The following is a 12,799-nucleotide window of genomic DNA, read 5'->3' on the forward strand; positions in this document are numbered from 1 at the left end:
CTAGAGTGTTTCTTCCACCTTTTTACTTATTTTGATTTTCTTTTTCCTTCAATTTGTGCAGAATCCGTTCATTTTCCTTAGTACGTTTTTCAACTGCTGCATCGATGATCGAATCAAACCAATGATTATCAGAATCATCACTTGTTTGATCCTTCTTTTGAGGACCTTCATTTTTTACACGTTTGTCAGTTTCTTCATTAATAATGGAATCCAGCCAATCAAAATTATCTGGATCATGGCTCTTATCAGTCATTTATTTTTCCTCCATTTTTGATTTAAATTAATTTATTTACTATTCTTTTTGACTATAATTGAGTTAACAAGATGAAACAAGAAAGAAGTGTTCGAAATGAAAATTACATTCACTGACAAGGCGCTTGACTACTTAAAAAGACGCGAAATCTTGAATAAAATTCTAATTTTAATCGCCGACGATGGTGGTGGTAAATATTCTATCAAAGGCGGCGGTTGTGCAATTGGCAGTCACTTTTCCATTATTTATGTAGACAAAGTTGATCCTGATTATCCAATCAAATTTGAAAATAACCAAGGAATCAATATTTACACTTCTAAATACGACACCACAATGATGGGACCAAATTTAGTGGTTGACTACGCCAATGCATCCCTCAACTTAAAGAGTGACGAAGGATTGCTTGATGGCGGCGTTGATATCGGCAATGGCGCCGAGTTAATTAAAGCTCAAAAGAATGTAAAAATGACCGGCGTTGAATGGCGTTGCTAGATTAAGATGATCAGAAAAGACAGTAGTTTGAAATCAACTACTGTCTTTTTTCTATAGAAATTGACCACTATTAGGATCGAATCCAGTACGATCTGCAGCGGTAATCTTTCTAATTACCTTGCATGGATTCCCCGCTGCAATTACATTATCTGGGATGTCATTCACAACTACACTGCCTGCACCAATAATTGAATTACGTCCAATAATTGTATCTGGAGTTACGCTAACCCCTGCACCTAGCCAGACATTGTCACCAATGCCGATCGAATGTGCAACACAGCCACCGGCTTTTCGTTCGGCTGGATCAAATAAATGGTTGCTGGTATACAAGCCAACCTTAGGACCAAACAAAACATTGTTTCCAATATAAACAGGCGCGCCATCTAAAATCGTGCAATCATAGTTGGCATAAAAGTTATCCCCAACATGAATATTTTGTCCGAATTCACAACGAAAATTAGGGTTTACGAAGGGATGCTCACCTGTTGAACCAAAGAGTTCTTTGATTAATATTTCTTTTTTAGCGTGATCATTCTCATTATTAATATTATTGGTCTTCAAGGTAGCAAGGTCTCTCAAGGTGTCAAGGCGAGGATCCGCATCATTATAAGGACGACCAGTTGCCATGTAATTAAATTTTGTTCTAAGCGACATGATTCTTTCCTTTCATTAGTTCTTCTATTTTTATTATAGAAAAGAAAAAGCGCTTTCGCATGTTTGACGCATAATATTTAGCACACTAGCCCTAATCTTATTGCTTATTCTATAATGGTAAAAAAGAAAGGATTAAAGCCATGAAAAACTTCAACAAATTTACCGCTAAATTTACTCGCCTTTTACAGAATCTACTAGTAGTCGCAATTGGTTTACTCGGGATTATTCTGATCATACTCTTATTCCGCGATCTAATTCCACTTTGCCAATCATTATTTTCAACTAAGATCGAAGAAAGCAACTCCGAGATTATGTCAGAAATTATCGTTTTCTTCCTCTTCTTTGAATTTACTGCAATGATTATTTCAGCCTTGCGTCATCACGGTCACACTAGCATCAATTTTCTATTGGGCTTAGGTGTTACTGCGCTAATTCGCAGTCTGATTACTTCTCATAGTAACATTTGGAGTACGCTTGCCACTTCTGCTTCAATTTTAGTACTAGTAATCGCAATGATTATTTTCAATAAAAATCTGCGTAATATGTAAAAAAACTGTATCACTCTAGGCTAATGTCATTGGAGTGATACAGTTTTTTGTTTTACTAATTAACTTTGCACCATGAACTCATTAAGTTGTTTCTTAGAAAAAACATTGCCATATCTGCATACTACGTTTCCTTTCATTATTGAACGTAATTCATACAACCAAAAAAAGCATCATTTATTAACAATATTGAAAATAAATAATGCTTTTTAGTAATACTCTGATGCTGAATGCCAGAGTCGAACTGGCGACCTTCTCTTTACGAGGGAGATGCTCTACCAACTGAGCTAATTCAGCGACCTCACAACAAATGAATTATACCAAAACAATTCACTGGGTGCAATCACCACAGCATTATTCTTGTTGCAATTCTATTTCCAATCTAAACAAAGGCCTTGTTTATGCAATTCTTCCGGCAATTGATCCCGATCGGTCTCATGATTATCAAGCTTTTTGCCAGTAATCTGCTTGGTAAATGAATCAATCCGGCGATTAGCATCCCGCAAATCATAATAAGTCGTAACCACGTCATCGTAGTCCTTAAGATCCTTCACATCAAAATCCTTCTTATAACTACCTTCAAAGCATGTATATTCAAGTGGCAAGCGCGGCTTCAGCTGTGGTTCTTGATCTGGCACACCAACTTGCATCCCCAACACTGGAAAAGTCAGTTTTGGCAAATCTAAAGTCTTAAGCATCTCCAAAGGATGATCATTCACCGTACCAAGTGGCACATAGCCTAATCCCATGCTTTCTACCGCATTAGCCACATTCTGAAAAGCAAGCAGTGTATCTTCCATAGCTTGGAAAAAGATATCAGTCGTATGAACACGGCCATCATCTTTGCCAAGTTGTTGACGAATTTGTTGATTACGGTACAAATCAACAATGAAGATAAATAAGTCACCTTCGGCGCCAACATACTTCTGATTGCAAAGCTCTTGGATTTTCTTTTTCTGTTCAGGATCAGTTACATGAAGCAAACTGGCATTTTGCATAAACATGCTCGTTGCAGTATGTTGAAAAACTGTGTATAAAGTTTCCAATTGTTCCTTATTCAGCACTTCATCTTTAAATTTTCTAATTGATCTATGATTGATTTGTGCATCAACTGTTGAATTATGTAGCATTGCGCTCCTCTTTTAACTTACTTCTTTTTTATAAGTAGTGTACAAAATTATAGTCTCCTTTGTAAAGTTACTATTTAAAATTAAGCCTAACAAAAAATTCCCGCCAAATTGAGCAGGAATTTCTTTACTTTTTATCCAATTTAACCATTTGTGCATTAACTAAGGCTGCAGCTTGCTCAGCTTGATTTTTAGCTTGAGCATAAGTCGTCAAATTTTCATCGCCTTCACTCAATACTCGAGCAAAAGCAATTTGTTCTGCCATCAATAAGTTGAACAATGAATCCCATTGCTTATCATCAAACTTAATTTTCTTAGCAGTAATTCTTGGCATTAATTGACGTGTTTTGTTAAATGCTTTCTCCAAAATCTGTTCATCGGCATCAGTCAAATCACGCACATTATAAGCTTGATGAACTTGGTGCACCTTGATTAATTCCTTAAGCAAATCACGTGCCTGGGCATCTTTAGAAACAGATTGATTAATTTTTAAAGCCATTTTTATTCTCTTTTCTAATCAGTTTTTTTCTATTATAACAGAATTCTACTTATTCTCTTGATAGTCCTCTGCCATTGCCTTAACACACCGTCTCATTTCTTGAATATCCAAAACGCTCTGCGCAAATTCTTTTCTAAGTAATTCATCTGGCAAATATTGATCATACTTATCAATTCCAGGAACTTCCTTAGGATAAACCAGGTCTAAGGGATCAAAGTCTTTTTGTGCTTCTTCATTAATGATCCGCCAGAAGTCATCCTCATCGGCATCCATTGCAAAGTACATGAAATATGGACGGGAAGAATTAAAGCCACGAATATTTAGTTTTTCACCGCATTTAATTCTAATTAACCGTTCCAATGCTAAAAATGCGTAAGTCCCTGTCCAAGGAAAAAGACACCACATATTGCCACCTAATTTGATCAGATTCTTCTTTGGCAACTCAGCCAAGGCGGCAGTGTCACGTGCTTGGGTTAATCTTGCTTGAGCATTCTGCATTAAATACGGATACATCCCCTTTTCAGTCAGCACCTTTTTCATTCTTTGCAAAATTTTCGGCTGAATATCCCCCGGCACGTCCCCAAAGAAAGCAGGAATTCTTCCCTTCACCTCATGGCAATATACTTGATGGCGCTTGCGATCAACATCTTCAACTACCCAAACGCGACCAGCAATTGCAATCTTATCCCCAACGGGAGGGGGCTTCACGATTGTTCCTAATTCTTCACTGCCGGCATGCACACTGAATTCCTCATTTTCTTGAAAAACGGCATAAAACTTAAAGTTATTCACAACTTTTTCACCAGCAAGACCAACAATTAAGCCATGATTTTCAGTCCATTCAATGTGACCAGTTTTAAGCAGATGCTTTAATAAGATGCGATAGTCTTCTTGTGAAACATTATGAAAATACGATAGAGTTAATACCCTTGAAGCTAATTCTGCTGGTGTCATTTCCCCGCCTGATGCCAGCGTACTCATAGTTTGATGATAGAGTAAACTATAGGGAAGTCGGTTAGGTGCAGGCGGTTCAACCCATTTTTCTTCTGCATAAAGCTGCACTAAGGCAATCCCTTGCAACAATGGCCATGGAATCAATTCAGGTAACATTGCCCGCGATTCAGGATGCTCTTCACGCATAACAAAGTGCATTTCCGGGGGATTGCCACGGCGACCTGTGCGTCCCATTCTTTGTAAAAAACCGGATACGGTAAACGGAGCATCAATTTGAAAGGCTGCTTCTAGTTGTCCAATATCGATTCCGAGCTCTAACGTAGCAGTGGCACAAGTTGTCATATAGACATCTTCATCTTTCATCGCTGCTTCTGCCGTTTCACGCAATGCAGGTGACAAATTGCCATGATGAATCATAAAACGATCGGGTTCATGATTATATGCACAATAAGCCCGCAACTCCTGACAAACTGCCTCACACTCTTCTCGACTATTGGTAAAAACTAAACATTTTCTGCCACGCGTATGTTCAAAAATATAGCCAATTCCTGGATCTGCCAATTCGGGGGCCCGATCAGTTTTAGGTTCAATCTGGCTTGGATCAAAATCTTTGCTGCTAGCTTGGGGATCTGTCTGATAAAAATGTTCCATCGATAGATGCCAGATTTGAGGTTGATTTTGCACTTTGGGCGCGACAGTTTTCCGATTAGAACCTGCACCTAAAAAAGCACTAGCCTCTTTCAAATTGCCAATCGTTGCAGAAAGTCCGATTCTTCTGGGATTGACTCCAGCTAACTTGCTTAGCCGCTCGATTAAACAGAAAGTCTGTCCACCACGATCACTTCGCAAAAATGAATGTAGTTCATCTACTACAATATATTTCAATCCACCGAATAAATGCGGGATGTCCATATGCTTATTAATCATAAAACTCTCGAGTGATTCTGGGGTAATCTGCAAAATTCCCGAGGGATGTTTGAGCAGCTTTCTCTTCTGCGTTTGAGCCACATCACCGTGCCAGCGCCAAACAGGGATATCCACATCCTGGCACAACTCGATCAATCGATCATATTGATCATTAATCAAAGCTTTTAATGGTGCAATATACAGCACCTTAACAGAATCTTCCGGCTCTTGATAAATATCCGACAAAATTGGGAAAAAGGCCGCTTCTGTTTTTCCTGATGCAGTTGAAGCTGAGAGCAATACATTATCCTCAGTTTCAAAAATTTCCTCAGCTGCGGCCACCTGAATCGGGCGCAAGGTACGCCATCCATGTTCATAAATATAGTCTTGAATAAAAGGCGCGTAATGTGAAAAAACGTCCATAATTAATCCTTAAATTTGAAATTCAGTGTAATCTTTTTCTTGATTATCAGATACTGCTTCAGACTTAGCATATGAAAATTGGTCTGAATTAAGCAAAGTCTGAATATCTGTCTGTGGATTTTGCCAAACAATGTCTAACAATTCAATAAAGTCACGAATAATTTCACGCGGCGTAATATTAGTATCCGCACCAACCCGCGCATATTCAATCTTGATAAATTGCGCTAAATCATCATCCGTAATTGTCCGTTCATAGCCATAAAGTCCCGCATGCATGTCAGCCAATTTTTCCGTTAAAACCAACATCTCTTCTGCGGTTAGTGGTTCCAGCTTAATCACTGGCGCATACATATCACGCGCACCTGCTTGAGCAAATTTTCCAGTTGCTAATCTACTACGCAAAGCTTCATATGAATAAACGCCACGGCGACGATCCTCGATTGCTTGGGGTGTACCACACATGATGATTCCCAGGTATTTTGCCTTTCCCTGCAAGGTATCGTTATACATCGTCAAAATCTTTTCATAGTTGTACTGGCGGCTAATTGCATTCGGAATTTTATAGATATTAACCAATTCATCAATCATAATCATTAAACCAGCATAGCCCGCTTGTCTAAAGAAAGTCGCAAATAACTTTAAATATTCATACCAATCACTATCACTAATAATGATATCAACGCCTAATTCCTTTTTAGCCTCAGTCTTATGGCTATATTCTCCTCTGAACCACTTGACTACTTTAGCCTTAGTCTCATCATCACCACTCATATAAGCGTGATAGTACATGTTCAGCAATTTAGCAAAATCAAAACCATGAACTAATTCGTTTAATGAAGAAATGACGCCATAAATTTTCTGGTCAACTGCTTGCTCAAATTTAGGATCATCATTATTTAAGCCTGTTTCTTGCGAAACTTGCATCTGCACTGAATTAATCCAGCGATCTAGAATCAAAGTCAAGGCACCACCTTCAGGCCTAGTCTTAGTTGATAAGTTCTGAATTAATTCACGGTATGTTGCTAAACCCTGTCCTTTTGATCCTTGCAGCCGACGTTCAGGTGATAAATCACCATCTACAACAACAAAATTTTTATCCATCACATAGTTACGGATCGTTTGAAGTAAAAAGCTTTTTCCTGAGCCATAACGACCCACGATAAAACGAAAGCTTGCTCCGCCTTCTTGAATAACATCCACATCGTGTAATAGGGCCTCAATCTCGGCCTTTCTCCCCACGGTAATATAAGGTAACCCTATTCTTGGCACTACCCCACCCTTTAATGAATTAAGGACAGTTTGCGCAATTCTTTTTGGTACTCTTCTTTTTTGTGGCATGATTTCATCCCTTCAAAAACATATCTTTTAAGTCATCTACATAATCGGTAATTACTTGTGGTTGGTCCTGTTCGTTATTTTCTAAAACCACATCACCGAATTCATCAAATAATTTTTCATTAATATTATCCATCAAAATTGATGCCATTAAGTGGTGCTGCTTCAAATAGGTCTGCCAAGGCTGCTGCATCAGCAATGCAGTTAAGAAAAACATTTCATTTTCATCTAAGCCATATTCATTATCAACTTTGACAGTTTCATCTGCTTGTTTTTCTACTTCTTCTTGCGCTTCTGCCTGCTCTAGCTGCTTTTCCTCATCCGTTAACAAACTATCACGCGTCTTCGAAGCATTGGCCCGAATTTGATCCAAATCGGAAAAATCAATCTTAATCTGATCAATCTGCGCCTTTTTTTCTTGAATGTGATATTCAGCAACCCCCGCGTTAATTGCCTTAAGTACAGCTTGATCAATAAATCGCGGCTTAATCGACCGACCTAGTTTAAATTCTGTTCGCGCCACTCTATCTAATTCATGGAGAAAATTATTTAAATTAACCCGCTGACGGCTGATTTGTTGATCACAATGAATTTGCCATTTTCCTTGGTAAAAATGATACTTTCTTACTGCATCAATCTGATGGTCAGCTACTTGTTGTTTTCGCAGATAAAAAACACTGCCTGCAAAGATTGGCTTTTCAATTATATCAGGCTTGCCCACAAACGCACTGTAATATGCAATGCCGTATTTTTTAGCATCCAGCAGCTCCAGCCACACGTAACGCAACAGTTGAACAAATAACTTTTCATTCTTATTAATAACTTTAGATGAATTCCAATAAGTCGTTTTCTTTGCAAAGACTGCTGCTAACTCTTGCGCAGTAAATTTTTCTGGATGGTGTAAAACCTCATAATCATGATCACGCTTAATCTCAGATGCAAAGCGCTGCTTAATAATTTTTTCGTCTAAATCATAATAAAGAACATAATCTTTGAGCCAGTCTTGTAAATATACATCAATACTAATGTCAAATTGTCGCACATATTTTCCTTCAAATTCTAACAGCTTTTCATATCCATCTTGTGCGTCATCAACACCAATATTGTTCAGTAATTCATAAATATAAACAAAGGCATAGGATGTACTCGTTTTTTCAAAAACATGCTGGCGAATCTTGCTACGCCAAGTAAAGTAACTTCTAAGCTGCCCAGTATTCATATCGTGATAAGTTGGATAAAAACGCTTAAAGGCAAAAAATTCAGGATAATCATCATCATAGTCGGCCATCATCCTAGCCTGTTGATAAAAATTCTTAGCTCGGCCACGACTGGGCAAAATGCTGTAGTCATAAATTTCTAGCATCTTTCTAATTCTATCTGGAACCAGACTATTGTTATGCTTCTTGCGAAGATTTTCACTTGGTTTAATTGCTTGGGCTTGATAGCGGTCATCTACTTTATCTGGTGCAATATAAAAATATTGATTCTGGGCGATATTTACTTCATCACCATTCATCGCCAGTTTAAAAGCAAAATCAAGTGCTTTTTTGAGTGAATCTTCACTAACTTTTTCTAATATTGCCCCAACCCAATCTGCCGCCTTGATCTTCATTGGATCAGTGAAGCCAGGCAAATCTCTTATTAGTGCAGCCATTGCACCACATTTCAGGTCCAATATACTCTGACCTTGCCCACGTGATAACATCGCAAAATAACCACTATCAACTGGTGACATTAAAACGTAAACGCTAGTGGAACCTGGTACAGCAGGCTTAAATTTCAAACCATATTTGGCATAGACATATTTGAAGAGTTGATTTGAATCCATTTTGTCTCCTTTTTTTCGCACGTACGTTCATTATATCATCGATTTATTTTTTACCAAAGTCACGCATGTCAGCTCCTCATGTATATTTTTAGGTTTCATAAATTTTATATTTTTATATTTGTGTGGTTATTAACAAGCAATTATGTTACTATAGTTTATGTAAGTTATTGAAAGCGTTTTTATAAAAGCTTCCTAGAGAGGACAAAAACTTAATATGAGTACAAAAGAACGTTATTCTCAAGATGAATTAAGAAAAGATAATCCAATGTTTAGCCGCACTCGTGCCACTATTGAAAGTGCATTTTACGGCAACAATGTCCACGAAGTAACCAGTGTTGCAGAAGCTTATAACTTAGCTAAGAAGCAATCAGGCGTTATTGTTACTGACTTGCCAATCTTACACACTAAGGAATTAGGTTTGCCACATGGTGCAACTCAATTAGTTTACAACCACGGCAAGATTTTAGGTAGAACTGCCAGTGCTCGTCACTTCGTTGACAATCCTAATGAAGATGCTGAAGCATTAGACGGCAACTTACGTGAAGATATTTACAAGGGACATGAACAAAAATACTTAAAGGCTACTGTTTTAGTAGGTCTTGACCCATCATTCACTGTAAAAGCTCACATCATGATGCCCGAAGATCAAGCCTTTAACCTTCTTTCATACATCCTTAACTTCCACTTCTTTGACGATGAAGCTGAAAAATTATACGAAAAGTCAAAGTTCTACGATGAACCAGATATTTACTTCTACTTCGATCCAAATGTTCAAGACGAAGATTACCCTAAGGGCTTAGGCGTATTTGACGCTCCACATAACTGTGCTGCTGTCTTTAACCTACGCTACTTCGGTGAACTTAAGAAAGGTACTTTGACCTTAGCTTGGGCAATTGCTCACCGTCATGGCTACACTGCATGTCACGGTGGTGAAAAGTCATTCCACTTTGACAACAAAGACGACAAGACCTTTGCTTTCTACGGCTTGTCAGGTTCAGGTAAGTCAACTTTGACTCACGAAATGTACGATGGTAAATATGACATCACTGTTTTACACGATGATGCCTTCATTATTTCACGTGAAGACGGTTCTTCAGTAGCTCTTGAACCTTCATACTTTGACAAGACTCACGACTACCCAGCAGGCCACCACGAGACTAAGTACTACACCACTATTATGAACTGTGATGTAACCTTAGACAAAGACGGCAAGAAAGTTATCGTAACCGAAGACTTACGTAACAACAACGGTCGTGTTATCAAGACCCGCTACACTAGTCCTCACCGTGTAGACTTCGAAAAGTCACCAATTACTGCATTGTTCTGGATTATGAAGGACGGTTCATTACCTCCAATCATCAAGATCGATGACCCAGTATTGGCAACTACTATGGGTTGTACTTTAGCAACCAAGCGTACTTCAGCTGAAAACTTACCTAAGGGCTTTGACATGAATACTTTGGTTATTGAACCATTTGCAGACCCATTCAGAGCTTACCCAGTTTCAGGTGACTACAGAGACTTCAAGGAATTGTTCACTAAGCGTGGTGCTAGCTGCTACAGCTTGAACACTGATGCATTCATGGGCAAGGATATTCCTAAGGAAGTTACTAAGAAGTTAATCGAAGACTTGGCTAACGGCAGCATCAAGGATAGCGACTTCAAGCCATTCGGCAACTTCAAGGGTGTATCATACTTACCTATTGATGGTTATGAAGTTCACCTTGAAGACCCAGAATACCAAAAGACCTTAGCTAAGAGAATGCAAGATCGTTTGAACTGGCTCAACAAGTACGATGAAGAACACCCAGAAACTCCAATTCAAGATGAAGCTAAGAAGACCTTGGAAGCTATCATCAAAGAATTGAGCTAATATTAAGGAAATAAATTAGTGTCTCATTCAATTAAAATTTAATTTCTTAATGACGAAAAGACGAGAGTTGAAATTCAGCTCCCGTCTTTTTTATTGCTCAATGTAATTTTGCTTCTGTAGTTTGGCATCTATCAGTTTATAAACTTGCACTTTATTCTCTTGTGCAAGTTGTGGATTATAGTTATGTGCTATTTCAATGACAATAGCCGGCAATTGGTAGATTATCTTATGAATGGCATCACTATTTTTAGGGTCTAAACTTGAACAAATCTCATCAAGCAAATATATCTTCTTAGAACGAATTAGACCTCTAACTAAAGCAAGTCGTTGTGCCTGACCACCTGATAAATTGTTCGCGTCATCTGAAATTAATTTATCTAAAAAATCATTGCCAAACTCATGAATCAGTCCCATCTTTTTTGCTTCATGAAGCATTAGATCATCAGGTATGTTTTGCAGAAGTGATAGATTCTCCCTCACTGTACCTTGGAATAACCAGATTCTTTGCGAGATCTTGATGAAATCGGCAGGATTAATTTGATGACCAGCAAAGGTGATTTCACCGTTATACTTCAGATTATTAGCAATACAATTAATTAATGTACTTTTCCCAATGCCTGAAGCCCCAGTAACAATGATCTTGTCATGATCACGCAAAGTTAAATTTATACCATCTAAAATTTTCTTATCACCATATGAAAAAGACAAATCTTTTATTTTCAAAATAGCTTGAGAGTCATGATTATCTTGTTTAACACTTTCACTTTCTTCAAAATTATAGCTTTTTATTTTTCTAATTGCATCGGTGCTATGAATTTGAGTCTGATACAAAGCAATTGTTCTTAGATATCCCACAACCCTATCAGCTGACAAACTTAAAGTTATAATGGCCGCTACCGTTACGTTAAACCAGCCTCTCTGCATAAAAAGCAAGCCAATAAAAATTGGTAGCAATAGTGTAACTAAAGAGATTAACCATGCAATGAATTGTACCTGGAATTGACAATTATTCATCTTACGATATTTGTCTTCCTCATTAACCAAGATTCGATCAAATCGTTTAAAGAAAAGATGTCTGACACCAAAATTCAGTATTTCTAAGCGTCCTTCAAATATATCCTTCATTGCCTGAATCAACTGTGAGTTAGATTTATTCCATTTTTCGGTTTTCTCATTCATCCTCTTCTTGCCAATATAGCTTGGAATCAGGGTTAGCGCTGAAAGAAGCAAATAAATAATTCCCAAAATCAGATTAGTTTCTACAACAACTATTGCCGATGCAACCACATTAAATACAAACTGAACTATGTCAGTTATCCCAAAGAAATATTTTTGTTCAATTTCTTTAGCAGTACCACTAATCGAATTGATTACATCTGCTCCTCTTGCTTGCTTCATGTCTGAATTAGCAAATTTAGAATAAAAATATTCTTGTTTTAAAGCAATATTTAATAGCATCACAATTCTATTTTGAACCAAATAAAACAAGAGCATGGCTATGTAGACTATCAGATATGCGCCAAAGGCTAAGCCAATAAATTTATAAACGTGGTCAATGTTACTAAAATTGATATTAGTTAATTGTCCAAACAGTACAGCATTTAATACCCCTTCAAATGCTGAAATGGCCGATAAAACGAGACTGTAAAATAGTTTGTGTAAGGATGAATGATTCCTTAAATTTATTTCTTTAAACATTAGAAAAAGGAGTTCCTTTCTCGTATGATTGGTTTGAACAAAAAAAAACATACAGAAAGAAGAACTCCTTCATGAATGATTTTACCAAAGATTTTGCTCAAGCTCTATTCAATCCAGACAAAATAAATGATTTATTGCGCAAAGAGCTACAACAGGCTGTTAATAACTTGCTAGAAGCTGAATTGACTGCATTTCTGGGCTATGATCTCTAT

At 37.6% G+C, this 12,799-nt stretch carries 11 protein-coding genes, 1 tRNA gene and 1 pseudogene; 4 read left to right on the forward strand and 9 right to left on the reverse strand.

Annotated features, from left to right (window positions below):
* Window positions 1–22: 22 nt before the first annotated feature.
* Window positions 23–253, reverse strand: coding sequence for a hypothetical protein (locus tag CP367_RS02975; protein ID WP_005720889.1), 231 nt, complete (start codon window positions 251–253; stop codon window positions 23–25).
* A gap of 96 nt (window positions 254–349) precedes the next feature.
* On the opposite strand from CP367_RS02975, the gene CP367_RS02980 reads away from it, so the two are divergent.
* Window positions 350–745: an iron-sulfur cluster biosynthesis family protein gene (locus tag CP367_RS02980; protein ID WP_013085921.1), complete on the forward strand. Its 396-nt coding sequence runs from the start codon at window positions 350–352 to the stop codon at window positions 743–745.
* Window positions 746–796: 51 nt separating this feature from the next.
* Here CP367_RS02980 and CP367_RS02985 read toward each other — a convergent pair whose 3' ends face one another.
* Window positions 797–1,399, reverse strand: a complete 603-nt coding sequence (locus CP367_RS02985; protein WP_065989407.1) for a sugar O-acetyltransferase — start codon at window positions 1,397–1,399, stop codon at window positions 797–799.
* A gap of 140 nt (window positions 1,400–1,539) precedes the next feature.
* Here CP367_RS02985 and psiE point away from each other — a divergent pair, with 140 nt between their 5' ends.
* Window positions 1,540–1,947 carry a phosphate-starvation-inducible protein PsiE gene (gene psiE / locus CP367_RS02990; RefSeq protein WP_061204488.1) on the forward strand — a complete coding sequence of 136 codons (408 nt, stop codon included), beginning with the start codon at window positions 1,540–1,542 and terminating at the stop codon, window positions 1,945–1,947.
* A gap of 221 nt (window positions 1,948–2,168) precedes the next feature.
* Here the strand turns inward: psiE and CP367_RS02995 are convergent.
* The 6 genes from CP367_RS02995 to CP367_RS03020 form a co-directional block, all read right to left on the reverse strand.
* Window positions 2,169–2,241: transfer RNA gene (locus tag CP367_RS02995), tRNA-Thr, on the reverse strand.
* A gap of 74 nt (window positions 2,242–2,315) precedes the next feature.
* Window positions 2,316–3,074 carry an NADPH-dependent oxidoreductase gene (locus CP367_RS03000; protein ID WP_089145663.1) on the reverse strand — a complete coding sequence of 253 codons (759 nt, stop codon included), beginning with the start codon at window positions 3,072–3,074 and terminating at the stop codon, window positions 2,316–2,318.
* 124 nt (window positions 3,075–3,198) lie between these two features.
* Window positions 3,199–3,570 (reverse strand): hypothetical protein, encoded by a 372-nt coding sequence (locus CP367_RS03005; RefSeq protein WP_013085917.1) that lies wholly within the window; start codon window positions 3,568–3,570, stop codon window positions 3,199–3,201.
* Window positions 3,571–3,615: 45 nt separating this feature from the next.
* Window positions 3,616–5,853, reverse strand: coding sequence for a DEAD/DEAH box helicase (locus CP367_RS03010; protein WP_089145664.1), 2,238 nt, complete (start codon window positions 5,851–5,853; stop codon window positions 3,616–3,618).
* A gap of 9 nt (window positions 5,854–5,862) precedes the next feature.
* Window positions 5,863–7,191 (reverse strand): ATP-binding protein, encoded by a 1,329-nt coding sequence (locus tag CP367_RS03015; protein WP_061204485.1) that lies wholly within the window; start codon window positions 7,189–7,191, stop codon window positions 5,863–5,865.
* Window positions 7,192–7,195: 4 nt separating this feature from the next.
* Complete coding sequence (locus CP367_RS03020) at window positions 7,196–9,016, reverse strand: TerB N-terminal domain-containing protein (RefSeq protein ID WP_068812682.1); 1,821 nt, start codon at window positions 9,014–9,016, stop codon at window positions 7,196–7,198.
* 214 nt (window positions 9,017–9,230) lie between these two features.
* On the opposite strand from CP367_RS03020, the gene CP367_RS03025 reads away from it, so the two are divergent.
* Window positions 9,231–10,889 (forward strand): phosphoenolpyruvate carboxykinase (ATP), encoded by a 1,659-nt coding sequence (locus tag CP367_RS03025; RefSeq protein ID WP_089145665.1) that lies wholly within the window; start codon window positions 9,231–9,233, stop codon window positions 10,887–10,889.
* 90 nt (window positions 10,890–10,979) lie between these two features.
* On the opposite strand, the gene CP367_RS03030 is transcribed toward CP367_RS03025, so the two are convergent.
* Entirely contained in the window at window positions 10,980–12,638 is a 1,659-nt protein-coding gene (locus CP367_RS03030; protein ID WP_233186484.1) for an ABC transporter ATP-binding protein, read from the reverse strand.
* A 20-nt stretch (window positions 12,639–12,658) separates the two neighbouring features.
* On the opposite strand from CP367_RS03030, the pseudogene CP367_RS03035 reads away from it, so the two are divergent.
* A pseudogene (locus CP367_RS03035) lies at window positions 12,659–12,799 on the forward strand (IS256 family transposase); the annotation flags it as partial.

Source organism: Lactobacillus sp. UMNPBX16, assembly GCF_002553775.1.
GTDB classification, from domain to species: domain Bacteria; phylum Bacillota; class Bacilli; order Lactobacillales; family Lactobacillaceae; genus Lactobacillus; species Lactobacillus crispatus.